This window comes from Ramlibacter paludis, from assembly GCF_022012305.1.
Lineage (GTDB): Bacteria > Pseudomonadota > Gammaproteobacteria > Burkholderiales > Burkholderiaceae_C > Ramlibacter > Ramlibacter paludis.
Genome location: NZ_JAKLTM010000005.1, coordinates 343916 through 366359, shown reverse-complemented (window position 1 = coordinate 366359; position 22444 = coordinate 343916). Strand labels below are relative to the sequence as shown.

General features: G+C 70.2%; 18 protein-coding genes. 4 read left to right on the top strand and 14 right to left on the bottom strand.

Annotation, left to right across the window (positions count from 1 at the left end):
• Positions 1-6: 6 nt before the first annotated feature.
• On the bottom strand, positions 7-8142 hold the full coding sequence (locus tag LZ009_RS18720; RefSeq protein WP_275699479.1) for a YDG domain-containing protein: 8136 nt from the start codon (positions 8140-8142) through the stop codon (positions 7-9).
• A 269-nt stretch (positions 8143-8411) separates the two neighbouring features.
• Here LZ009_RS18720 and LZ009_RS18715 point away from each other — a divergent pair, with 269 nt between their 5' ends.
• Positions 8412-9365 (top strand): GlcNAc-transferase family protein, encoded by a 954-nt coding sequence (locus LZ009_RS18715; RefSeq protein WP_275699478.1) that lies wholly within the window; start codon positions 8412-8414, stop codon positions 9363-9365.
• A gap of 27 nt (positions 9366-9392) precedes the next feature.
• Here LZ009_RS18715 and LZ009_RS18710 read toward each other — a convergent pair whose 3' ends face one another.
• Genes LZ009_RS18710 through tsaB form a run of 3 tightly spaced genes read right to left on the bottom strand, consistent with a single transcriptional unit; the run spans position 9393 to position 11223 of the window.
• Positions 9393-10046, bottom strand: coding sequence for a uracil-DNA glycosylase (locus tag LZ009_RS18710; protein WP_346730761.1), 654 nt, complete (start codon positions 10044-10046; stop codon positions 9393-9395).
• Positions 10043-10507, bottom strand: coding sequence for a ribosomal protein S18-alanine N-acetyltransferase (gene rimI, locus LZ009_RS18705; protein WP_346730760.1), 465 nt, complete (start codon positions 10505-10507; stop codon positions 10043-10045). The genes LZ009_RS18710 and rimI overlap by 4 nt, the downstream gene beginning before the upstream one ends.
• Positions 10504-11223, bottom strand: coding sequence for a tRNA (adenosine(37)-N6)-threonylcarbamoyltransferase complex dimerization subunit type 1 TsaB (gene tsaB / locus LZ009_RS18700; protein WP_275699477.1), 720 nt, complete (start codon positions 11221-11223; stop codon positions 10504-10506). Before tsaB ends, rimI begins: the two co-directional genes overlap by 4 nt.
• Before the next feature lie 57 nt (positions 11224-11280).
• Here tsaB and dacB point away from each other — a divergent pair, with 57 nt between their 5' ends.
• Entirely contained in the window at positions 11281-12672 is a 1392-nt protein-coding gene (gene dacB / locus LZ009_RS18695; protein ID WP_275699476.1) for a D-alanyl-D-alanine carboxypeptidase/D-alanyl-D-alanine endopeptidase, read from the top strand.
• Positions 12673-12676: 4 nt separating this feature from the next.
• A complete protein-coding gene (locus LZ009_RS18690; protein WP_430300394.1) occupies positions 12677-12943 on the top strand; it encodes a SemiSWEET transporter in 267 nt (88 codons plus the stop codon).
• Positions 12944-13045: 102 nt separating this feature from the next.
• Here LZ009_RS18690 and LZ009_RS18685 read toward each other — a convergent pair whose 3' ends face one another.
• Genes LZ009_RS18685 through purE form a run of 4 tightly spaced genes read right to left on the bottom strand, consistent with a single transcriptional unit; the run spans position 13046 to position 16703 of the window.
• Positions 13046-13999 (bottom strand): SGNH/GDSL hydrolase family protein, encoded by a 954-nt coding sequence (locus LZ009_RS18685; protein ID WP_275699475.1) that lies wholly within the window; start codon positions 13997-13999, stop codon positions 13046-13048.
• Positions 14000-14056: 57 nt separating this feature from the next.
• The gene (locus LZ009_RS18680; RefSeq protein WP_275699474.1) at positions 14057-15046 is read right to left on the bottom strand and encodes an L-threonylcarbamoyladenylate synthase; all 990 of its coding nucleotides are present in this window, start codon (positions 15044-15046) and stop codon (positions 14057-14059) included.
• A gap of 2 nt (positions 15047-15048) precedes the next feature.
• Positions 15049-16206: a 5-(carboxyamino)imidazole ribonucleotide synthase gene (locus LZ009_RS18675; RefSeq protein WP_275699473.1), complete on the bottom strand. Its 1158-nt coding sequence runs from the start codon at positions 16204-16206 to the stop codon at positions 15049-15051.
• Positions 16203-16703 carry a 5-(carboxyamino)imidazole ribonucleotide mutase gene (gene purE / locus LZ009_RS18670; protein ID WP_275699472.1) on the bottom strand — a complete coding sequence of 167 codons (501 nt, stop codon included), beginning with the start codon at positions 16701-16703 and terminating at the stop codon, positions 16203-16205. Before purE ends, LZ009_RS18675 begins: the two co-directional genes overlap by 4 nt.
• Before the next feature lie 36 nt (positions 16704-16739).
• Here purE and trxA point away from each other — a divergent pair, with 36 nt between their 5' ends.
• Positions 16740-17612 carry a thioredoxin gene (gene trxA / locus LZ009_RS18665; protein ID WP_275699471.1) on the top strand — a complete coding sequence of 291 codons (873 nt, stop codon included), beginning with the start codon at positions 16740-16742 and terminating at the stop codon, positions 17610-17612.
• On the opposite strand, the gene LZ009_RS18660 is transcribed toward trxA, so the two are convergent.
• The 6 genes from LZ009_RS18660 to pyk all read right to left on the bottom strand — a co-directional run bounded on the left by LZ009_RS18660 (position 17605) and on the right by pyk (position 22387).
• The gene (locus tag LZ009_RS18660) at positions 17605-18018 is read right to left on the bottom strand and encodes a hypothetical protein (RefSeq protein WP_275699470.1); all 414 of its coding nucleotides are present in this window, start codon (positions 18016-18018) and stop codon (positions 17605-17607) included. The two genes, trxA and LZ009_RS18660, sit on opposite strands and share 8 nt — an antisense overlap.
• Before the next feature lie 47 nt (positions 18019-18065).
• On the bottom strand, positions 18066-18971 hold the full coding sequence (locus LZ009_RS18655; protein ID WP_275699469.1) for a phosphoribosylaminoimidazolesuccinocarboxamide synthase: 906 nt from the start codon (positions 18969-18971) through the stop codon (positions 18066-18068).
• Between the two features lie 82 nt (positions 18972-19053).
• On the bottom strand, positions 19054-19452 hold the full coding sequence (gene vapC / locus LZ009_RS18650) for a type II toxin-antitoxin system VapC family toxin (RefSeq protein ID WP_275699468.1): 399 nt from the start codon (positions 19450-19452) through the stop codon (positions 19054-19056).
• Entirely contained in the window at positions 19446-19724 is a 279-nt protein-coding gene (locus tag LZ009_RS18645) for a type II toxin-antitoxin system VapB family antitoxin (RefSeq protein WP_275699467.1), read from the bottom strand. The genes vapC and LZ009_RS18645 overlap by 7 nt, the downstream gene beginning before the upstream one ends.
• Positions 19725-19812: 88 nt before the next feature.
• On the bottom strand, positions 19813-20877 hold the full coding sequence (gene fba, locus LZ009_RS18640; protein ID WP_275699466.1) for a class II fructose-bisphosphate aldolase: 1065 nt from the start codon (positions 20875-20877) through the stop codon (positions 19813-19815).
• Between the two features lie 76 nt (positions 20878-20953).
• Positions 20954-22387, bottom strand: coding sequence for a pyruvate kinase (pyk, locus tag LZ009_RS18635; RefSeq protein ID WP_275699465.1), 1434 nt, complete (start codon positions 22385-22387; stop codon positions 20954-20956).
• Between the last annotated feature and the right edge of the window lie 57 nt (positions 22388-22444).

Here is a 22444-nt window from a genome sequence, read left to right as displayed (position 1 = left end):
GCAGGCTCAGGGCTTGCACTGCGTATCGGTGACGACGATGTCGTCCTTGCCGATGTCCGTCTTCTTCTTGTCCAGCGTGTCCTGCGCCTTGGCCTGCTCGACGAACAGGGTCGCGAAGGTCGCGACCGGGCCGTTGATCTCCGGCTGCTGCGCCGGCGAGAACACGCCCAAGGCCCCATTCAGGTAGGTCACCGTGTAGTTGCCGGCCAGGAAGCCGTTGCCGCCGACGGCCGCGCTCGGGGTGATCGCATACGCGCCCACCGGTGCCGCGCTGGGCGCTCCGGGGCTGGCCAGGCTCACCGAGGTGATGCTTTCGCCGCCCTTCAGTCCGCTGGCGGAGAACTCGGTCCCCGCGAACACCAGCTCGGTGCCCTGCGCCTTGGCCAGGTTGTCGGCCGCGACCGTCACCGGCGCCGGCGTGATGCTGGCACTGCTGGTGGCCGAGGTGGTGGCCAGTGCGTAGTTGCCCGCATCCGCGCCGGACAAGGTGATGCCGACTATGCTCACCGCCTTGCCACTGCCGACGTTCTTGTCTGCGAAGCTGGCGCTGCCGATGCCGACGGTCAAGGCGTCGCCCGCGATGCGGTTGTCCGACGCCGTGGCGACGGCCGCGGTCGTGGCGTCGTACTCCTTGTTCTGCGCGCTCACCGCCACCGACAGCGGCCGCGGGGTGATGTCGGCGGTCGCGGTGGCCGACGTGCCGGCCAGCGCGTAGTTGCCGGCGTCGGCCCCGGTCAAGGTGAGCCCCGATGCGGTCACCGTCTTGGCCGTGCCCACGTTCTTGTCGCTGAAGTTGGCGCTGCCCACCGCGACGGCGACCGAGTCGCCCGCCAGGTGGTTGTCCGTGGCGCTGGCCGTCGCTGCCGTGGTGGCGTCGTAGACCTTGTTCTGCGCGCTCAGGGCGATCACGAGCGAACGCTGGGTGATGTCGGCCACGCTGGTGGTGGGCACGCCGGTCAGCATGTAGTTGCCGGCGTCCGCGCCGGTCAGGCCGATGGCGCCCAGGGTCACCGTCTTGTCGAGCCCCGCATTCTTGTCGGAGAAACTGGAGGCGCCCACCTTCACCGTCAGGGCGTCGCCGGCGATGTGGTCGTCCGTCGTGGTGACCGCGGCCACGGTGGTGGCGTCGTACACCTTGTCCTGCGCGCTCGCCACGACGTTCAGCGGGCGCGGCGTGATGTTCGCGCTGCTGGCGGCCGACGTGCTGGCCAGCGTGTAGTTGCCGGCGTCGGCGCCCGAGAGCGCCAGCCCGGTGACGTTGACCGGCTTGGCGGTGCCGACGTTCTTGTCGTTGAAGCTGGCCGCGCCGGCGGACACGGTCAACGTATCGCCCGCCACCCGGTTGTCGTTCAGGGTCGAGACGGTGGCCGCGGTGGTGGCGTCGTAGACCTTGTTGGCCGCGGTTGCGGACACGGTCAGGGCGCGCGGGGTGATGTCGGCACTGGCAAGCGTGCTGCTGCCGGCCAGCACGTAGTTGCCGGCATCCGTGCCGGTCACGCCGAGGCCGGCCACCGTCACCGGCTTGGCCGTGCCGACGTTCTTGTTGTCGAAGCTGGCGGAGGAGGAAGACAGCGTGAGCGTGTCGCCGGGCACGCGGTTGTCGGTGAGGCCGGTGACGGTGGCCGCCGTCGTGCCGTCGTAGACCTTGTTCGCCGCCGTCGCACCCACGGTCAGCGTGCGCGCGGTGATGTCGGCACTGGTGACCGTGCTGGTGCCGGCCAGCACGTAGTTGCCGGCGTCCGTCCCGCTGACGCCGAGACCCGCGACCGTCACCGGCTTGGCCGTGCCGACGTTCTTGTTGTTGAAGCTGGCCGAGCCAGAAGACAGCGTGAGCGCATCGCCGGCCACGCGGTTGTCGGTGAAGCCGGTGACAGTGGCTGCCGTCGTGCCGTCGTAGACCTTGTTCGCGGCCGTCGCGCCCACGGTCAGCGTGCGCGCGGTGATGTCGGCGTTGGCCAGCGTGCTGCCGCCGGCCAGCACGTAGTTGCCGGCGTCCGTGCCGGTGACACCCAGCCCCGTCACCGTCACGGGCTTCGCGGTGCCGACATTCTTGTTGTTGAAGTTCGCCGCGCTGGAAGACAGCGTGAGCGTGTCGCCTGCCACGCGGTCGTCGGTGAAGCCGGTCACGGTGGCCGCGGTGGTGCCGTCGTAGACCTTGTTCGCGGCGGTCGCAGCGACGTTCAGCGTCCGCGCCGTGATGTCGGCGCTGGTGACCGTGCTCGGCGCGGCCAGGACGTAGTTGCCCGCGTCCGTGCCCGTCACCCCAAGGCCCGCCACCGTCACCGGCTTGGCGGCGCCCACGTTCTTGTTGTTGAAGCTGGCCGAAGTCGCAGACAGCGTGAGGGCATCGCCGGCGACACGGTCGTCGGAGAAGCCCGTGACGGCCGCAACCGTCGTGCCGTCGTAGACCTTGTTGGCTGCGGTGGCAGCCACGTTCAAGGTGCGCGGGGTGATGTCGGCACTGGTGAGCGTGCTGCCGCTCGCCAGCACGTAGTTGCCCGCATCCGTTCCGGTGATGCCCAGGCCTGCCACGGTCACCGGCTTGGCCGTGCCTACGTTCTTGGTGTCGAAGTTGGCCGCAGTGGAAGACAGCGTGAGCGCGTCGCCGGCCACGCGGTTGTCGGTGAAGCCCGTGACGGCGGCGGCCGTCGTGCCGTCGTAGACCTTGTTGGCGGCCGTCGCGCCCACGGTCAGCGTGCGCGGCGTGATGCTGGCTATGTTGCCGGTGAACGAGCTCACCAGGTAGCCGGCCACGCCCAGCGTGCCCAGCGAGATCGCGTAGCTGCCGACGTTCTTGTTCGCCGCGGGCGCCTGCAGCGCGCCGGTGAAGACGTCCTGCAGGAACACGTTGCCGTAGGCCGCCGCGTCGACCAGCGGCGAGTTGGTGAAGCCCAGGTCGAAGTTGAGTGCCGTGCCGTCGTAGACCTTGCTGCTCGCCTTGGCGACGATGTCCACCGTCGGCTGCATTGCGAACAGGTAGCGGTTGCCCGTCTCGGCGATCGTGCCGGGCGGGTTCGCGGTATAGCTGCGTCCCCACAGCGCGTAGTTGTCGGACGCCAGCGTTCCGAAGTTGTTGCCGGCCAGGCCGGGCAGGTAGACCAGCCAGCGGCCGTTGGCCGTATTGATCGCGCCGGACACGCCCACATCGATGTTGTTCGCGGCCACGACCACGGCGTCGCCAGCTGCAGCGCTGGTGATCCCGTTCTGCAGGGACACCGTGGCGGCAGCGGTCAGGGTGGCCGTCCCGCTACCGGTATCGAGGACACCGAGGACGTCGATGTTGCCGCCCGCCATGCCGGTGAAGCTGGCCCCGCCGGTGAACTGGCTGGTGGCCACGACCAGGTTGCCCGCGGCCTGCGCCTTGACGCCGCCGCCGGGGCCGTCGGCCGCCGACGCGGAGTCGGTGTTGTCGTAACCGCCGATGCCGCCGTTCGCGGCAAGCGCCACGTTCTGCAGGGTGAGGTTGCCGGCGGTCGCCTTGACGGTCACGCTGCCACCGCCCCCGCCGGCGCCGCCGGCAGCGGGGCTGAGGGTGTCGTAGAACGCATAGCCGCCATTGCCGCCACCGGCGGCCAGCGAGAGGTTGTCGAAGGTCTGGTCGCCGCCCCCCGCCTCTACGGTGATCACGCCGCCGGTGCCCCCGGCGCCCCCGCCTTCGCCGGCCACCTGGCCGTTGCCGCCATTGCCGCCGAAGGCGTAGATGTAGTTACCGGTGACCTGGCCGCCGGCGCGCAGCAGGACGGTGCCGCCCTGGCCGCCGTTGCCACTGCTGCCGTAGTAGTAGGCGTCGCCGCCATTCACCTGCATGGAATAGAAGCTGATGTCCTGGCCGGCCTGCACATCCACCGTGCCGCCGGTGCCGCCGGTGGCGGTCGCGGCCATGCTCGAGCCGCCTTGCGCGTTGATGTCGTACAGGCTGGCCGACCCGGCCGGCGCCAGCACCTGCACGCTGCCGCCGGTGCCGCCCGGAATGCCGTTGCCGCCCACGACGTTGATCGTCTCGCTGACGGCCACGTTGCCGGTCGAAGAAGACAGCAGCACCGTGCCGCCGGTGCCGCCGCCGCCCGAACCCAGGGTGGCATTGACATGGCCGCCGGGCGCGGTCACCCACGCCAGCTGGATCTGCTTGTCGGCCTGCACGGTGATGGTGCCGCCCTTGCCGCCCGTGCCGCCGTCGTAGGTGCCGCCGCCGCTGGCCTCCAGCGTGCCGGCCACCGTGATGTTGCCGCCTAGCGCGCCGGTGCCCGGCGCCCGCAGCAGGATCGTGCCGCCGTCGCCGCCCGACACGCCGCTGCTGGTGTAGCCACCGCTCGCGGACACGCCCTGCAGGGAGAGGTTGCCGGCATCGGCCGTGACGGTCACCGCGCCGCCCTTGCCGCCATAGGAGCCGCTGGCATCCAGGCTGCCGCTCGCGTTGACGTCGCCCCCGGTGGAAAGCACCTGGATCGTGCCGCCGGCGCCGCCGCCGGCCGCCGAATAGGCATAGCCGCCATAGGCCGAGACGGTGTTCAGGAACACCGAGCCGCCGGCCGTCAAGGCTATCGTGCCGCCCTTGCCGGCAGGCAGGGAATCGCTGCCGCTCCCGTTGGCGTAGAGCGTGCCGCCGGCGCTCACGTCGCCCGCTGCGTTCAGCACGATGGTGCCGCCCTCGCCGCCGGGGGTCGAGTAGCCGTAGCGGCCCGTCACGTCGATGTTGTCCACGGAAATGCTGCCGCCGCTTGCCGTCAGGCGGACTTCCCCGCCCTGGCTGCCTTCGGCGGTCGTATAGGCGACGCGGACATTGCCGCCCGTGGAGGACAGCACCGCCTTGCCCCCCAGGCCGCCGGCGCCGGCGTACATCGATCCACCGTCGATGTAGATGTAGTTGACGTCGATGCCGCCAGCCGCATTGATCGTCACCGCATTGCCGGCACCGCCGGTACGCGCATTGCCGGCCGGTCCGTTTTGCGCACCGCCGCCTTGCGCATGCAGGGCATCGGTGACGAGCACCGCGCCGCCTTGCGCCTGCAGCGTGATCGCGCCGCCCAGGCCACCGGCCGCCAGCGAGGTGCCGCTGCCGCCGTTCACCATGGCGCCGCCATACGAGGCGATGCTGCTTCCGCTCATCGTGCCGAAGGCGATGCCGCCGTTGCTGGCCGTGACCTCCAGCGTGCCGCCGTCGCCGCCCTTGGCGGTGGCGGCGGGACCGCCGCTGCCGCCGCTCGCGTCGACCTGCGTCAGCTGCGCGTTGCCGTCGGTCTGCACCTGCACGGCGCCGCCCTTGCCGCCGTCGCCATCGGAGGCGTAGCCGCCCTGCGCGGACATGGTGTTCTGCACGGTCACCGTGCCGCCGGTTCCCAACGCGCGCAGGCTGATCGTGCCGCCGTCGCCGCCGTTGCCGGTCATGGAGGTCGAGCCCCCGCGCACATCCGCGCTGTAGAGCGTGACGCTGCCGTTCGCCGAGCTCACGTCGATGTCGCCGCCACGGCCGCCATTGCCGGGGGTGCCGCCGTAGCTGGTGCTGCCGCCGCTCACGGTCAGGCCGCCGCCCACGCTCACGACTCCGTCGGCCTGGATCGTGATCGTGCCGCCCTGCCCGCCGTCCTGGTAGGAGTAGCCGCCCGAGGCGTCGATGCTGCCGGCCAGGCGGATCTCGCCGCCCGTGCCCAGTGCGCGCAGCATGATCGTGCCGCCGCCGCCGCCGGGGCCGAGCGAGGAATAGTTGCTCGCGCCGCTTGCGTAGACGGAGCCCAGCGAGATGCTGCCCTGGCTGGACTCCACCCACACGTCGCCCCCGGCCGGAGCCAGGGGGTCGTAGGTGTAGCTGGAATTGGCGTAGATCGTGTTGCCGGTGACGTCGCCCTTGGCCACGACCCGCACGGGTCCCGCCGGCAGGCCCGAATACGAACCGTTGGAGTTGATCGTGTTGAAGCTGGCGCTGCCGTTGGTGGCCGTGAGATGGACCCAGCCGTCGGGCGATCCGCCGGAGTAGAAGTAGCCGCCGCCGAGGATGCTGCCGCCGGCGGTGATGTCGATCGGCGAGCGGGCCGTGTAGACCGTGCCGGCGTAGGTTCCGAAGTTCACGTCGGCCCCGGCATTGATGCGCACGCCGCCCGTGCCGCCGCCGGAGCCCTGCAGGTACGAGTAGTTCGCGAGGCCGACGTTCACGCTGCCGGTCGCGTCGAGGAACACGCCCCCCGCTTGCCCGTAGACCGAGGCGCCGTCCACGTTCAGGTCACCCGCCGCAGCCTTCAGCTGCACGGTGCCGCCTTGCACGTAGCTGCTCGCATTGACAGTCAGGTTGCCGCTGGCGGCACCGACCACGATCGCGCCGGCATTGGGGCCGTCGTACACGGTGATCCCGCTGCCGCCGCCCCAATAGGTCGACACGGAGCCGATGGTGAGCGCACCGACATTCTGGAAGCGGAATTCGGCGCCGGGACCGTAGGCGTGGCCCGCGATGGTGCCGATGGCGTTGGAGGCGCCGGGGGTGTCCATCAGGACCCGGCCGCCTTCGCTGCCGATGGTGCTGCCGTAGGCGCCGGTGGCGGCGTAGAGCGTCGCCGCGGTGATCGTGCTGCCGGCGTTCTGCACGATGTCGCCCACCTGGCTGACGAAGTGCAGCTGGCCTGCGGGTGCGTAGATGGCGCCGTCCAGGACGATGCCCTTGTCGGCGTTCAGCGACAGCGAATTGCCGGTGCCCCAGTTCACGGCCGCCGTGTTCATGAGGTGGATCTGTCCACCGAGCGGCCCGTTGCTGCCGTAGGAAGTCGTGACCTGGACGTCGCTGGCTTCCAGCTGCGCGCCCAGCACGCCGGCATCGATCTGCGTCGTGCCGTCGCCGCCATCGAAATAGCCGCCCGACTGCGGCGACGGGTTGGTGAGCGTCGTCCCGGCCGCGACGATCTCCACGTCGTTCGGATCCAGCAGCAGCGTGCCCGCCGTGCCCTGCGGCGCGCGCGTATCGGCGCGCCCGGTGAAGGCGAGGAAATCCTTGCCCGACACTTCGACGAAGCCGCCATCGCCGCCCTGCGCGCCGCCGCGTGCGCTGATCTGCCCGTGCATCCGCGTGGCTTCGTCCGACCACACGATCACGCGGCCGCCATTGCCTTGCTCCGTCGCGTCCGCCTTGATGGTGGCCCGCGCGTCGACATAGGTGCGCTTCGCGTTCTGGACGTCCGGGTTCTGGCCCTGGTAGTCGCCGCCGATGCGCACCTGGCCGCCGCCCTGCGCGCCGCTCGCATCGATCGCCGCGCCGGCCAGCAGGCCCACGCGCTCGCCGAGCACGTCGATGCTGCGGCCCTGCACCGCGCCGCTGACCAGGTTGTCGCCCTGCGCCTTCAGCAGCACCTTGCCGCCTTCGCTGGTCACGGCCGTCGCCTGCACCATGCCGCTGTGCTTCAGCGTGCCGGCAAAGATGCCGACGGCGTCGCCCTTGAGCGTGCCGAGGTTGACCGCCTGGTTCTCCGGCGCCTGCACTTCCAGCCGGATACCTTCCAGCCCGCGGCCCGTGATTTCCACTTTCTGGCCCGCCGCCAGCACCGTGGAACCGTTCGCCTGCACCACGGCATCGGCGCCCGCCTGCACTGTCGGCGCGATCAGCACGACGTCACCGCTGCGGGCGACGATGGAGCCGTCCACCTGCAGCGCGCCGCCATTGCCCGCAAAGCGCAGGCGGCCGGCGATCGCGTCGGCTTCGCTCATGGGAAGCGTGGACGCGGTGAAGCCCGCGGTGTCGACCACCGCGCCCTTGCCCACCGCGATGCCCGCGGGGTTGACCAGCACGAGGCGGCCGTTGGAGCTCAGCGTGCCGAAGATCGAGGAAGGATCCGGACCGAGCACGCGGTTGATCGAAGTGCTGGTGGCCGAAGGCTGGTTGAACTGGGTGACGCTGCCCAGCGGCACCGAGAAGCTTTGCCAGTTGATCGCCGAGTGGTTGCTGCCCGCCGCGTTCTGCGTCGTCACCAGCAGGTTGGCCCCGTTGCGCACGAAGCTGGCCTGGCCCGCGACCGCCTGGCCGCCCACCGGCTGCGCGCGCAGCGGGAACGGGAAGGTGAACGCGGCGGCAACCGCCAGCGCCGCGGCGGCGGGGCGGAAGCCGGCCAGCGCCGGGTGGTACGTCGGCGCGCCGGAACGGGGGGCGCGAGTGGCAAGCCTGGGCATCTCTGAGCTCCTCGGGCCGCGCGCGCCGGAACCGGCAGGCGCTGCAGCCGCGTCGTGGGATCGTTGGTCTTGTTGTTGGGAGAACTGGGCGCTGCCGACTCCCGGCCTTGCGGCACGGCGCGCACTACACACCCCGGCGACGGTAGCACGGGGTTACATCTGTCGCAATAAACCGGACGAGGGAAAACCGGCGCCACCGCCAAATGAGGGAGCCGGCCTGCGGCATATGTCACGGACGCGTCATTGCTACCATGCGGCCAAAGCGGTCCATGCGCATCTTCGTCAGCATCGCCTCCTACTGCGACCCGGTCCTGCCCTTCACGCTGGGGCGCGCGGTGGCGTGCGCCCGCCATCCGGAGCGCCTGCATTTCGGCATCGTCGACCAGGCACTGGCCGGCATGGTCGCCGCCCCGCCTCCGGGCGGTGGCGCGCGCGTGAGCAAGCTGCGCTTCGATGCCCTCCAGGCCCGCGGCCCCTGCTGGGCGCGCGCCGTGGCCATGTCGCTGTACGACGGCGAGGACTGGTTCCTGCAGCTCGACTCGCACATGGACTTCGACCCCGACTGGGACTTGCGGCTGGTGGCGCAGGCGCAAGCCCTGGGCGCCCCGGCGCGCGGGCTGGTCCTGTCGTCCTACCCCAACGCCTTTGCCTTCGAAGGCCATCGCGCGGTGCGGCGCCCCATCACGGCCAGCGGCGTGCTCGCGCACGTGCTGAAGCCGGACGCGCAGTTCGCGCGCGAACATCCCGTGCTGCCGTTCGAGGCGCACCCGGTCGAAAGCACGCAGGCCCTGCCCGCCTTCCACCTCGGCGCGGGCTGCCTGTTCGCGCCGGGGCGCATCGCCTACGAGTTTCCGTACGACCCCTGGTTCTACTTCCACGGCGAAGAGCAGGCGCTGGCGCTGCGGCTCTACACGCACGGCTGGGACCTGTTCCACATGCCGGCGCTGCCGGTGCACCACCTGTACAACGATGCGGCCTCGGGCGCGCCGCCGCGGCCCATGCATTGGGACGCGGCGCACGAGGCGCAGCGCAGCGAAAGCTGGTGGACGCTGGAGCAGCGCTCGCAGCAGCGGCTGGCGGCGCTCGTGGCCGGCGAGCCGCTCGGGGTGTATGGCCTGGGCCGCGTGCGCAGCGTGGCCGACTATGCAGCCTTCAGCGGGATCGATTACGCGGCGCGGACGCTGGCGCCGTCGGCGTTCACGCCGCGCACCGCGCCTGCGTAGGGTGGGTTCGCGCCAGCGACCCCGCCATCAATCGAGCAGCGACCGCGCCAGGCACAGGTCCGCCCACGCATTCGCCTTGTCTGCCTGGTTGCGCAGCAGGTACGCCGGGTGGTAGGTCACCACCACCGGCACCCCGGCGAAGTCGTGCGCCCGTCCGCGCAGCCGACCCGGCGGCTCCCCGCTGCGCAGCAGGCCTTGCACCGCGAAGCGGCCCATCGCCAGGATGACGCGGGGCCGCAGCTGCTCCACCTGCTGCCGCAGCAGTTCGTCCACGCCCTCGAGCCCGGACCGCGGCACGCAGGCCAGGTAGACGCTGCGCTTGCGGCTCACGCCCAGGGCGGCCAGCATGTTGTCCAGGAGCTTGCCGGCATCGCCCAGCACCGGCTGCCCCTGGCGCTCCTCGTCCTCGGTGGCCGGGTCGAGCAGCAGCAGGTAATCGGGTTGCGCGTCGCCGGCGCCGAAGAGACCGGCGCCAGCGGGACCCGGAGTACGCATCGGTGCCGGTGCCGTTGCAGGGACCGGGCGCTGCTGCGCCACCGGCGCCGGGGCCGGCGCGGCGCGCGCCACGGGCGGCGCAACATGTTCGGGTTCCGGTTCGGCTTCAGGCGTTTCGGGCCAATACACCCGGATGCCCATCTCCTCCAGCATCGCGCGCTGGCGCTTGTCGAGATCCAGGCTCACAGCTTGTAGCTCATGACGATGGCGTCTTCTCTTCCACCGTCGGCGGGGTAGTAGTTCTTGCGCTCGCCCACGCGGCGGTAGCCGTAGCGCAGGTAGACCTCCTGCGCGCGCGTGTTGCTGGTGCGCACTTCCAGCCACAGCCACTGGGCGCCCTGGCCGCGGGCCCAGATCGCCAGCGCGTCCAGCATCACCCGGCCCCAGCCCTGGCCCTGGAAGGAGGGCGCCACGGTGATGTTCAGCAGGTGCACCTCGTCCACGCCCTTCATGGCCACGAAGTAGGCCAGCAGGGTTTCGCCGCCGCGCAGCAGCTGCGCCTGGTAGCCGGACTTGAGCGAGTCCGAGAAGTTGCCGCGGGTCCAGGGATGCGCGTAGGCGGCGCGTTCGATCGCCACCACCTCGTCCAGGTTGGCTTCGGTCATGGGCTCGAAGCCCGCTTCCATGGTCTTGAACACTGCGCTCATGGCGGCTGGCCCGCGGCGGGACCGCGGTTCATCTCCTTGCGGGCGCGCTCGGCGGCGCGCTCCTCGGTAGTTTGCGCCACTTTGTCCCGGATGTAGAGCGGAAGTGCCTGGGCGGCATCGGCACCGGGATGCAAGGCCACCGCCGCCGGCGCCAGGCGCAACAGCGCCGCGGCCGTGGGCAAGGCGGCCACGGCGCCGGCCGGCAGGCGGTCGCCGAACAGGGCCAGGGCATTGCCGGCGACGGTCCAGCCGGGGGGCAGGGCAATGGCCTCGGGCTTGCCCAGCTGCGGCGGCTGTTCGGTGTCCCACTGGCCGTCGGCGCGGCGGCGGTAGGCGGCGGCGTAGACCTCGCCCATGCGGGCATCCAGCACGGCCAGCACCTGCGTGGCGCCGCTGCGCGCGTGCGCGTCCTCGGCCACCGCCAGCAAGGTGTCCAGCGCCAGCACCGGCACGCCGGAACCGAAGCCCAGGCCCTGGGCGACGGCGGCCGCCGTGCGCAGGCCGGTGAAGGAGCCCGGGCCGCGGCCGAAGGCGATGGCGTCGAGCTGCGCCAGCTGCAAGCCGGCCCGGGCCAGCAGGCCCTCGATGGCCGGGATCAGCGCGGCCGAAGCCTGCGCGCCGCCCGCGCCGTCGTGCGTCAGCACGGCTCGGCCCGCGCCCGGCAACAGGGCGATAGAGAGCAGCTCGGTGCTGGTGTCGAAGGCAAGCAGTTTCACGCGGTTTCCAGGGCAGCCCGGCATTATCGAAGGAATGCGCGACCCATAATGGCCGCCATGCAACGAGCGACCCTCCGCCTGGCCTGCCTCCTGTTCGCGGGGTTGGTCGACGCCGCCGCCGCGCAAGGCCTGCCGCCCGAATTCGAGCAGGCGCTGGCCGCCGCCCAGCTGCCGCGGGAGGCCGTCACCGTGCTGGTGGCGCCGGTCGAGGGCGGGCCGGCCCGGGTCGCCCATCGCATCGACGTGCCGGTCAACCCGGCGTCCGTGGCCAAGCTGGCCACGACCTTTGCCGGGCTGGAGCTGCTCGGGCCCTCCTACACCTGGAGCACGCCGGTCTACGTGGATGGCCCGGTGCGCGAGGGCGTGCTGCAAGGCAACCTCTACCTGCAGGGCCAGGGCGACCCCAAGCTGGTGGTCGAGCGCCTGTGGCTGCTGCTGCGCCGGGTGCAGGGACTCGGCATCCGCCGCATCACGGGCGACATCGTGCTCGATCGGAGCGCGTTCGCCATCCCCGCGCGCGATCCGGCCGCCTTCGACGGCGAGCCGCTCAAGCCCTACAACGCCTCGCCCGACGCCCTGCTGGTGAACTTCAAGACGGTCGCGGTGACCATCACGCCGCAGGCTGGCCAGGCCCGCATCCGCACCGAACCGGCCCTGGCCGGCGTGCAGTGGCCGCAGGCGGTGCCGCTGGCCAACGGCGACTGCGGCGACTGGCCCACCGCCCTGCGCGCGGACTTCTCCAACCCGATGCAGTTCCGCTTTGCCGGCAGCTTCCCGGCCGCCTGCGGCGAGAAGACCTGGCAGATCGCCTATCCCGATCCGGCCAGCTACGCCGCGCGGGCGGTTGCGGCGCTCTGGCGCGAACTGGGCGGCGAACTCGCCGGCCAGGCGCGCGACGGCCGCGTGCCGGCGGGCCTGAAGCCGGTGCTCGAATGGAGCTCGCCGCCGCTGGCCGAGGTGATCCGCGACATCAACAAGTACAGCAACAACGTGATGGCGCAGCAGCTGTTCCTGACGCTCAGCCTGCGCGAGCGCGGCAGCGGCACCTGGGAGGGCTCGCGCGAGGTGCTGCGCAACTGGTGGCGCGAACGCTTCGGCGGCGAGCCGCCCACCACCGACAACGGCTCCGGCCTGTCGCGCGGCGAAAGCATCACGGCACGCCAGCTCGGCCAGCTGCTGCAGGCGGCCTGGGCCTCGCCGCTGATGCCGGACTTCGTCGCCTCGCTGCCCGCGCTGGGCCTGGACGGAACCCTGCGCCGCGTGCGCCAGAACGTCGGCCTCGCGCACCTGAAGACCGGCAGCCTCAACGACGTGACGGCCTATGCCGGCTACGTGCACGGCGCGCAGGGCCGGCGCTACCTCCTGGTGGCCGTGGCGAACCACGCGCGCTCGTCCGCCGTGCGGCCGGCCGTCCAGGCACTGATCGAATGGACCGCGCGCCAACCCTGAAGCCATGCCCTTGCCCATGCACGAACTGATCGGCTACCTTGCCGCCGCCCTCACGACCTGCAGCTTCCTGCCGCAGGCCTGGCTGACCTTCCGCACGCGCGACGTCCGTGGCGTGTCCCTGGGCATGTACAGCGTGTTCACGCTGGGCGTGGCGCTGTGGCTGGCTTACGGGGTGATGCTGGGAGCGTGGCCGATCGTCCTGGCGAACAGCGTGACGCTGGCGCTGGCGGGGACGATCCTGGGAATGAAGTTGCGTTATCGGCGGGGGTGAGCCGCGGTTCGCTGGCGCTCACCACGGCCTACGCTGCCGTGCGGTCCGTCGTAGGCCGTGGTGAGCGGCGCAGCCCGAACCGCGGCTGCCCCGCTCAACCCATCACCAGCGATCGCGAACGCGATTGGCCGCGTAGTCGCCGAACAGCTGCTGCCCGCGCGGCGTCGGATAGATGCGGTCGGCGAACAGGTAGGTGGTGCGGTCCGAACCCGTCAGCAGCGTGTCGCCGGTGCACAGGTTGGAGTTGACCTGGCCGGTGCCGGTGCCGATGCCCACGCCCGGGTCCACCGAGGTGCAGATCGCGTGCGTCACGTCGGTGATGCCATAGGAAGCGGGGCTCGACGTGCTCAGGTTGAAGTACAGCGCCGAGTCGACGTACAGCACGCTCGCGCCGAGGTCGACCAGCGTCACCAGCATCTTGTCGTTGAAGCGGCCCGACAGCGTCTGCAGCAGGTTGGCCTGGTTGGTCTCGAAGGCCCACACCGAGCGGCCGAGGTTGTAGCTGCCGACCACGACGACGTGGCTGGCGCCGGCGTTCACGATGCGCCGCACCTGGCCGGCCAGGTCGATGCCGGCCTGCTCCACCGCGGCAACCGCGGCGGCCTCGGTCTGGGTGCCATCGATCACGGCCTTGCCCTGCACGATGACGTCGGACACGCCGGCGCTCACCAGGACCAGGTCGCTCGTGGTGAACGCATGGCCGGTGAGGAAGGTGTCGATCTGCTCCTTGACCGTCGGCGTGGCGCCGTTGCCGGCCGCATCGGGCTTGGCGACGACGCGGGCGTTGCCGGTGGCATAGGACAGGCCGCCGAGGCTGGACGCCGTCAGGTTCTGCAGGAAGCTGAGCGAAACCACTTCGGTCCAGTTGCCGGTGGAGCCATCGTTGATGGTGTAGCGCTTGCCGTTCTGGCCGAGGTCGGCCATGCCGTCGCCGAACGCGACGACGCGGGCGGGCTCGAACTGGGACTCGACGGTGCCGCCACCGCAGGCAGCCAGCACGAGGGCCGAGGCGCCGACTGCCAGCAGCAAGGCGCGGCGCAACAACTTGGAAGCCATGGAATCTTCTCTCTTGAGGGGAAACAGGGAGTTTAACGAGCCCGGGTAACCGTCCGGTTAACCCGCGGATGCGCGCCGCAGGCGATCCCGCACGCCTTCCCATTCGGGCGCGTCGGGCGGCGTTTCCACCCAGATGAGCTTGACGCCGGTGGCGTCGAAGTCGCGCAGGACCGCGAACAGCTGGCGCGCCGCTTCGGCCGGATCGTCGGGCATGCGGCGCATCTGGCCGGCGCTGCCGCGCAGGATGCTGCGGGCGTAGACGGCGATCGCCTTGGCATCCGGGCCCAGCAGGTCCAGCGCCGTCTGCAGGCTGCGCGCATCCATCAGGCGCACCTTGGCATCGGGCGCGTAGTGCGACTCCAGCGTGCCGGAAGCGCGGGGCGCGGCGCCGGCCACTTCGTCGGGCAGCCGCACGCGCTCGCCGCAGGCCGCCTCGATTTGTTCGCGCGTGAGGGTGCCGGGGCGCAGCAGCACCGGCAGGCCGCGGGTGCAGTCGACGATGGCCGATTCGATGCCGACCGGCGTGGCGCCGCCATCGAGCACGAACAGGTCGGACGGGAATTCCGAAGCGACGTGCTGCGCGGTCGTGGGGCTGACCCGGCCGAAGCGATTGGCGCTCGGGCCGGCGACGCCATGCACGGGCGGCGACGCTTGCTCACAGGCCAGCAGCAGCGCATGGGCCACCGGATGCGCCGGGCAGCGCAGGCCGATGGTGTCCTGGCCTCCCGCGGCCGCGGCGCCGACCTCGGGCCGGCGCGGCAGGATCAGCGTCAGCGGGCCGGGCCAGAAGGCATTCATCAACTTGCGCGCCACCGGCGGCACGCGCAGGGCGAAATGATCCGCCGCCGCCGCATCCGGCACGTGCACGATCAGCGGATGATCGCTCGGCCGGCCCTTGGCCGCGAAGATGCCGGCCACGGCGCGTTCGTCGGACGCATTGGCGCCCAGGCCGTAGACGGTCTCGGTCGGGAAGGCGACCAGGCCGCCGCCGGCCAGCACCTGGGCGGCTTCCGTGATCGCTGCGGGGTCGCGGCCGTCGCGGATCATGGTCAGAAGGCGGGCAGGCCCAGCAAGGCGGCCGCCTGCGAGGCGGTGGCGCGGGCAGCTTCGACGCTGGCGCCGGTGACAGTCAGGTGGCCCATCTTGCGGCCAGGGCGCGCGCTCGTCTTGCCGTACAGGTGCAGGTGGGCGCCGGGCAGCGCCAGGACCGCGGCCCAGTTGGGCGCGGTTTCCGTGGCGCCGCGGGTGAACCACAGGTCACCGAGCAGGTTGAGCATGAAGGACGCGCTGTGCTGGCGCGGCTGCACCAGCGGCAGGCCGGCCAGGGTGCGCACCTGCAGTTCGAACTGCGAGACGTCCGAACCGTCCAGGCTCCAGTGGCCGCTGTTGTGCGGACGCGGGGCCATCTCGTTGACCACCAGCGAGCCGTCGGCCAGGCCGAAGAACTCGACGCACAGCACGCCCACGTAGCCCAGGCCTTCGGCGATGGCGCGCGTGGCCGCGATGGCCTGCTGCGCCTGCGCGGGTGCGACATTGCCCTCGAACACCTCGGTCACGGCAAGGATGCCGTCGCGATGCAGGTTGCGCTGCACCGGCAGGTTGACCATGGAACCATCGGCGCCGCGCGCCACCACCACCGAGCACTCGAAGGCCAGCGGCAGCATCTTCTCGAGCACGCAGGGCGCGCGCTTGAGGCCGTCCCAGGCGGCGCGCAACTCCGCGCGCGTCTTCACGCGCACCTGGCCCTTGCCGTCGTAGCCCAGGCGCGCGGTCTTCAGGATGCCGGGCAGCAGCGCATCGGGCACCGCGTCCAGTTCGGCCTCGGTGGTGATGGAAGCATTCGGCGCGCAGGGCACGCCGCAGCGGGTGAAGTGCGCCTTCTCCTGCGCGCGATCCTGCGCGATGGCAACGGCGGCCGGGCCGGGCGCGACGAAGCGGTGCTGCGCGAGCTGGGCCAGCGCCGCGGCCGGCACGTTCTCGAATTCGGTGGTGATGGCGTCGCTGTGGCCGCACAGCGTGGCCAGCGCGATTTCGTCGAGGTAGTCGGCCTGGACGTGGTGATGGCTCACGAGGCCGGCGGGGCTGCTGGCATCCGGATCGAGCACGGCCGTGAAGTAGCCCATGGCCTGGGCGGCGTGCACGAACATGCGGCCCAGCTGGCCGCCCCCCATCACGCCCAGGGTCGCGCCCGGCAGTAAAACCGTCATGCGCCCGCCTTGGGAGGCAATTCCATCGCCCGCGCCGCCTCGGTCTGGCGGGCGCGGAAGTCGTCCAGTTTCTGGCGCAGGGCCGGGTCCTCGTTGGCCAGCATGGCCACCGCGAACAGCGCCGCGTTGGCGGCGCCCGCTGCGCCGATGGCGAAGGTGGCCACCGGGATGCCCTTGGGCATCTGGACGATGCTGTGCAGCGAATCCACGCCCTGCAGGTGGCGGCTGGCCACCGGCACGCCCAGCACGGGCACCGTGGTCTTGGCGGCCAGCATGCCCGGCAGGTGGGCGGCGCCGCCCGCGCCGGCGATGATCGCCTTCAGCCCGCGAGCGGCGGCCGCCTCGGCATAGGCGAACATGTCGTCGGGCATGCGGTGGGCGGAAACCACCCTGGCCTCATGCGCGATGCCGAATTCCTGGAGAATCTGCACCGCATGCTGCAGGGTGTCCCAGTCACTGCTGGAACCCATGACGACGCCGATGGACACTGTACTCATCGCCCTATTTTACGAATTGAACAAAGAGCAACCGGAATGATCGACGTCACGCTGGAGAACTTCGAGCAGGAGGTGATTGCCGCCTCCATGAGCCAGCCGGTGCTGGTGGACTTCTGGGCCCCCTGGTGCGGCCCCTGCAAGGCGATCGGCCCGATCCTGGAAAAGCTGGAAACCGCCTATGGCGGCGGCTTCAAGCTGGTGAAGATCAACTCCGACGAGGAGCAGCAGCTGGCGGGCGCCTTCGGCATCAAGAGCATCCCCACCGTGATCCTGCTGAAGAACGGCCAGCCGGTGGACGGCTTCATGGGCGCGCTGCCCGAAGGCAAGGTGCGCGAATTCCTCGACAAGCACGTGCAGGCGCTGGAAGCCGAGCCGGAGGAAGAGGCCGCCGAGGAGGCCGGCCCGCTCGATCCGGCCGCCAGGCTGGAGATGCTGCAGCACGCCGTCGCCACCGACCCCGCCGACGACGACGCCCGCTTCGACTACGTCAAGGCGCTGCTGCTGGCCGGCCGCGAGGACGACGCGCGCCGCGCCTTCGAGCCGGTGGCGGCCAAGGCCGGCGTGTCGCGCAAGATCGATGCCCTGGCGCGCTGGTTGGATGCGCTGGCGGCCAAGCCGGCGGCCGACCTCGACGCCCGGATCGCCGCCAACAAGCGCGACTTCCAGGCGCGCTTCGACAAGGCGCGCGGGTTGTTCGCGAAGCAGCAGTGGACGGCCGCGATGGACGAACTGCTGGAGATCCTGATGCGCGACAAGGCCTGGAGCGAAGACCTCGCGCGCAAGACCTACATCGCGATCCTGGAGCTGATCGAGCCGCCGAAGGTGAAAGTGGCGGACGGGCAGATTCCGCCGGACGACCCGACGGTGGCGACGTACCGGCGCCGCCTGTCGAGCGTCGTCCTCAGTTGATCGCAGAGACGACAACCTTGCCCGCCGGCACGCGCACCCGCAGCTCCACCAGTTCACCCCCGGTGCGCAGTTTCGGATAGGTCACCGCCTCGACGTCGAACACGCCCGCCGCCAGCGAAGGCACCGGCTCCTTCTTCCCTGCGGGCTCGTTGTCGCCATTGGCCAGCGCGTTGTTGCCGTCGCACTTGGACAGCAAAGCCGGCCGCGCCAGCCGCACCTGGCTGACCGCGGAAACGAGCTTCTTGTCGGCGCTGGCGACGACCTGGCCGTGCGCGCCCAGCAACTGCACGCCGCTGAAACGCGGCGCCCATTGCGCGTCGGCCAGGCGGCCGGCGACGATGCATTCGGAAAAGGCGGAAAGCGGCAGCGCGGCCGCGAGGGCCAGCAGGCAGGGAAGGATCTTCATGGCGGCGACTCCTTGGCGTTCGCCCCCATGCTACGCCCGCGCGAAGCTCAGCCGGTCAGGCGATCCAGCGCTTCGCGGTACTTGGCCGCGGTCTTGGCGATCACTTCCTGCGGCAGGTGCGGTGCCGGGGGCGTCTTGTCCCAGGGCTTGCCGTCCACCTTGACCTGCTCCAGCCAGTCGCGCACGAACTGCTTGTCGTAGCTCGGCGGGTTCTGGCCGGCGTCGAAGGCCGCCTGGTAGCCCTCGACGGGCCAGTAGCGCGAGGAGTCGGGCGTCAGCACCTCGTCCATCAGCACCAGTTCGTCGTTGGCGTCCAGGCCGAACTCGAACTTGGTGTCCGCAATGATCAGGCCCTTGGTGAGCGCGAAGTCCGCCGCCTCCTGGTAGATCCGCAGGCTCAGGTCCTGGATCTGCGCGGCCAGGTCGGGGCCGATCATCTCCACCATCCTGGCGTAGGTGATGTTCTCGTCGTGGCCGGTGGCGGCCTTGGCGGCCGGCGTGAAGATGGGCGCGGGCAACTTGCTCGCGTTCTTCAGCCCCGGCGGCAGCGGCACGCCGCAGACCGATTGCGAGGCCTTGTATTCGCTCCAGCCGCTGCCGGCGAGGTAGCCGCGCACCACGGCTTCCACCGGAATGGGCCGCAGGCGCTGCACCAGCATCGAGCGCCCCTGCACCTGCGGCACTTCGGCCGGCGTCACCACGGTTTCCGGCAGCTCGCCGGTCAGGTGGTTGCGGCAGATGTTGCCCAGGCGGCCGAACCAGAACAGCGCCATCTTCGTCAGCAGCTCGCCCTTGCCCGGGATCGGCTCGCCCATGATCACGTCGAAGGCCGACAGGCGATCGCTGGCGACCATCAGGATGCGGTCGGTGCCGACGGCATAGTTGTCGCGGACCTTGCCGCGCGCCAGCAGCGGCAGCGAAGTGATGTTGGAGGTGTGGAGGGCGGAGGACATGGGAAATGGACACTGCGGGGAGCCAGCCCAGATTGTGAACTACACCGCGCCGGCCATGACAGCGGCTGCCGGCCGCCGGCGATCAGGCGAAGCGAAGCCGCGGTTCGATCGTCGCGATTCTCTCGAAGTCCGCATCCGCATGCAGCAGGGGCTCGCCGGCGTCGATGGCACAAGCCGCGATCAGCGCGTCGTTGGGGCTGCGCAAGGTGATCCCCTGCCATCGGCATCGTGCATACAGCCAAGCCGCAAGTTGTGCCAGGGCGCGCGCATCTTGCGGAACGAAAGGTCTCACTTCTTCGAGCTGTTCGCGCAGTCGCACGAAATGCGAGGGATCCTGCGCGCCTTGCAGCACCTCCTGCAGGACGACGTCAGGCAGCAGGATGATTTCGCCGGCGCGCAGGCTGGCTTCCAGGCGCGCTCCGGCGCGGGAGCGCTTGCCACGCAGAAATTCGATCCAGGCCGACGAGTCCGCGATCACCACCGTTTGGGCAAGCGCTTCTTGGCAACCGGCCGTTTGGGTTGAACCGGGGACTCTTCCGCGACGTGCGGCACATCCCGGAACAGGCTCTTGGGGTCGTAATCGTCGGCTATGACGCCGCTGCCCGCCAGTTCCAAAAGGCCGGAATAGTCCGGCTTGCGAACGTAAGCGCGCAGGGCGGCCTCGACGGCCGCTTTCTTGGTCGTCACTCCCGCCCGGGCCATGGCCTCGGCAATCAGGTCATCGTCGAGGACGATGTTGGTCCGCGTTCCCATGGATACACCTCGAATGTGTATGCAGATTATGCGCCGGCCAGAAAAGAAAAAGCCGCCCGCAGGCGGCCTTTTGCTGCGAGGCGCCGGCTCAATTCACCACTTGCGCCAGCTCGCCCTTTTCGTACTTGGTGGCGACCGTCTTCAGGTTCTCGCCCTTGATCTTGCCGGCCTGGCCTTCGCAGCCGAACTCGATGTAGCGCTGCTTGCAGATCTGCTTGGCGGCCTCGCGCGCGGGCTTGAGCCACTCGCGGGCGTCGAACTTCTCGGGGTTCTCGGCCAGGAACTTGCGCACCGCACCGGTCATCGCCAGGCGGATGTCGGTGTCGATGTTGATCTTGCGCACGCCGAACTTGATGGCGTGCTGGATCTCCTCCACCGGCACGCCGTAGGTTTCCTTCATGTTGCCGCCGTACTGGCGGATCTGCGCCAGCAGGTCCTGCGGCACCGACGACGAGCCGTGCATCACCAGGTGGGTGTTGGGAATGCGGCGGTGGATTTCCTTGATGCGGTCGATCGCCAGGATGTCGCCGGTGGGCTTGCGGGTGAACTTGTAGGCGCCGTGGCTGGTGCCGATGGCAATGGCCAGCGCGTCCAGCTGGGTCTTCTTGACGAAGTCGGCGGCCTGCTCCGGGTCGGTCAGCAGCTGCTCGCGCGTCATCGTGGAATCGGTGCCGTGGCCGTCTTCCTTGTCGCCCTTCATGGTCTCGAGCGAGCCCAGGCAGCCGAGTTCGCCTTCGACGGTGACGCCCAGCTTGTGCGCCATGTCGACCACCTTGCGGGTGACGTCCACGTTGTAGTCGTAGCTGGCGATGGTCTTGCCGTCGGCTTCCAGCGAGCCGTCCATCATCACCGAGGAGAAGCCCAGGTCGATGGCGCCCTTGCAGACGTCCGGGCTCTGGCCGTGGTCCTGGTGCATCACCAGCGGGATCATCGGGTACTGCTCGATGGCGGCCTGGATCAGGTGCTTGATGAAGGCTTCCCCCGCGTACTTGCGGGCGCCGGCGCTGGCTTGCAGGATGACGGGCGCGCCCGTTTCCTTGGCCGCCTCCATGACGGCCTGGACCTGTTCCAGGTTGTTGACGTTGAAGGCCGGGATGCCATAACCGTTGGTGGCGGCATGGTCCAGCAGTTCGCGCATGGAGACGAGAGGCATGGCAGTTCCTGGAGGTACGACGAGGAATGGCGGTTGGTAACCGCCTGGTAACTCCAATTTTAGCCTTGCCGAAGCCTCAGCTCGCCCGGACGATCTTCAGCATGTTGGTGCCGCCCGGCGCGCCCATCGGTTCGCCGCAGGTGATGGCGTAGATGTCGCCCGAGGACATGATGCCACGCTTCTTCAGGTGCGCCTCCGCTTCGGCCAGCGCGTTGTCGCGGTCGGCGCTCTGGTCCATCAGCAGCGGCCGCACGTTGCGGTACAGCGCCATCTTGCGTTGCGTCACCAGCTTGGGCGTGAGCGCATAGATCGGGATGTGGATGCGGTGGCGGCTCATCCACAGGGCGGTCGACCCGGAGTCGGTCAGCGCCACGATCGCCTTGCACCCCAGGTGGTAGGCCGTGAACAGCGCGCCCATGGCGATGGACTGGTCGATGCGCGAGAAATTCTGGCCGGTGAAGTCGGCGTCGAGCTTCACGTCCTCGGCCATCTCGGCCTCGGCGCAGATGTTGGCCATCTGCTGCACCACTTCCACCGGATAGGCGCCGGTGGCGGTCTCGGCGCTGGTCATCACGGCGTCGGTGCCATCGAGGACCGCGTTGGCGACGTCGCTCACCTCGGCGCGCGTAGGCACCGGCGCGGTGATCATCGACTCCATCATCTGGGTCGCGGTGATCACCACCTTGTCGTGCTCGCGCGCCATGCGGATCATGCGTTTCTGCAGCGCCGGCACGGCCGCATTGCCGACTTCCACCGCGAGATCGCCGCGCGCGACCATGATGCCGTCGCTGGCCTTGAGGATCGCTTCCAGGTTCGGGATCGCTTCGGCGCGCTCGATCTTGGCGATCAGCGCCGGCTTGTGGCGGAACTCCGCGGCCGCGACGTTGCACAGCTGGCGCGCCATTTCCATGTCGGTCGCGTTCTTCGGGAAGCTCACCGCGACGTAGTCGGCCTGGAAGGCCATCGCCGTGCGGATGTCTTCCATGTCCTTGGCGGTCAGCGCCGGCGCGGTGAGGCCGCCGCCCTGCTTGTTGATGCCCTTGTTGTTGGACAGGTAGCCGCCCATCTTGACGGTGGTGCGGATCTGCTCGCCCTTGACGGCGTCCACCGTCAGCACGATCAGGCCGTCGTTCAGCAGCAGCGTGTCGCCGGGCTTCACGTCGCGCGGCAGCTCCTTGTAGTCGAGGCCGACGCCGTTGATGTCGCCCGGCTCGGTGCGCGAGGCATCCAGCACGAACTTCGTGCCGGGCTCCAGCATCGCCTTGCCCTCGGCGAACTTGCCGACGCGGATCTTCGGGCCCTGCAGGTCGGCCATGATGGCGACCTCGCGGCCGGCGGCCTGGCTCACCTCGCGCACCTGGCGCGCGCGATCGATGTGGTCCTGCGCGGTGCCGTGGCTGAAGTTCAGGCGCACCACGTTCACCCCCGCGCGGATCATGCGTTCGAGGACGGCCGGGTCGCTCGACGCCGGGCCGAGGGTGGCAACGATCTTGGTGGCGCGACGAGCCATTCAACAGTCTCCGTGTAATTTAGTTTCGGATTCTCACACGGAAGCGGTTACCAACCG

What these genes read in the sequence shown, in the direction of transcription:
- LZ009_RS18720 (WP_275699479.1), bottom strand. Translation starts at nt 8,142, where the DNA reads ATGCCCAGGCTTGCCACTCGCGCCCCCCGTTCCGGCGCGCCGACGTAC.
- pyk (WP_275699465.1), bottom strand. Translation starts at nt 22,387, where the DNA reads ATGGCTCGTCGCGCCACCAAGATCGTTGCCACCCTCGGCCCGGCGTCG.
- trxA (WP_275699471.1), top strand. Translation starts at nt 16,740, where the DNA reads ATGATCGACGTCACGCTGGAGAACTTCGAGCAGGAGGTGATTGCCGCC.
- rimI (WP_346730760.1), bottom strand. Translation starts at nt 10,507, where the DNA reads ATGAGCGCAGTGTTCAAGACCATGGAAGCGGGCTTCGAGCCCATGACC.
- LZ009_RS18690 (WP_430300394.1), top strand. Translation starts at nt 12,677, where the DNA reads ATGCCCTTGCCCATGCACGAACTGATCGGCTACCTTGCCGCCGCCCTC.
- LZ009_RS18715 (WP_275699478.1), top strand. Translation starts at nt 8,412, where the DNA reads ATGCGCATCTTCGTCAGCATCGCCTCCTACTGCGACCCGGTCCTGCCC.
- LZ009_RS18660 (WP_275699470.1), bottom strand. Translation starts at nt 18,018, where the DNA reads ATGAAGATCCTTCCCTGCCTGCTGGCCCTCGCGGCCGCGCTGCCGCTT.
- LZ009_RS18645 (WP_275699467.1), bottom strand. Translation starts at nt 19,724, where the DNA reads ATGGGAACGCGGACCAACATCGTCCTCGACGATGACCTGATTGCCGAG.
- purE (WP_275699472.1), bottom strand. Translation starts at nt 16,703, where the DNA reads ATGAGTACAGTGTCCATCGGCGTCGTCATGGGTTCCAGCAGTGACTGG.
- LZ009_RS18680 (WP_275699474.1), bottom strand. Translation starts at nt 15,046, where the DNA reads ATGATCCGCGACGGCCGCGACCCCGCAGCGATCACGGAAGCCGCCCAG.
- LZ009_RS18655 (WP_275699469.1), bottom strand. Translation starts at nt 18,971, where the DNA reads ATGTCCTCCGCCCTCCACACCTCCAACATCACTTCGCTGCCGCTGCTG.
- fba (WP_275699466.1), bottom strand. Translation starts at nt 20,877, where the DNA reads ATGCCTCTCGTCTCCATGCGCGAACTGCTGGACCATGCCGCCACCAAC.
- dacB (WP_275699476.1), top strand. Translation starts at nt 11,281, where the DNA reads ATGCAACGAGCGACCCTCCGCCTGGCCTGCCTCCTGTTCGCGGGGTTG.
- LZ009_RS18675 (WP_275699473.1), bottom strand. Translation starts at nt 16,206, where the DNA reads ATGACGGTTTTACTGCCGGGCGCGACCCTGGGCGTGATGGGGGGCGGC.
- LZ009_RS18685 (WP_275699475.1), bottom strand. Translation starts at nt 13,999, where the DNA reads ATGGCTTCCAAGTTGTTGCGCCGCGCCTTGCTGCTGGCAGTCGGCGCC.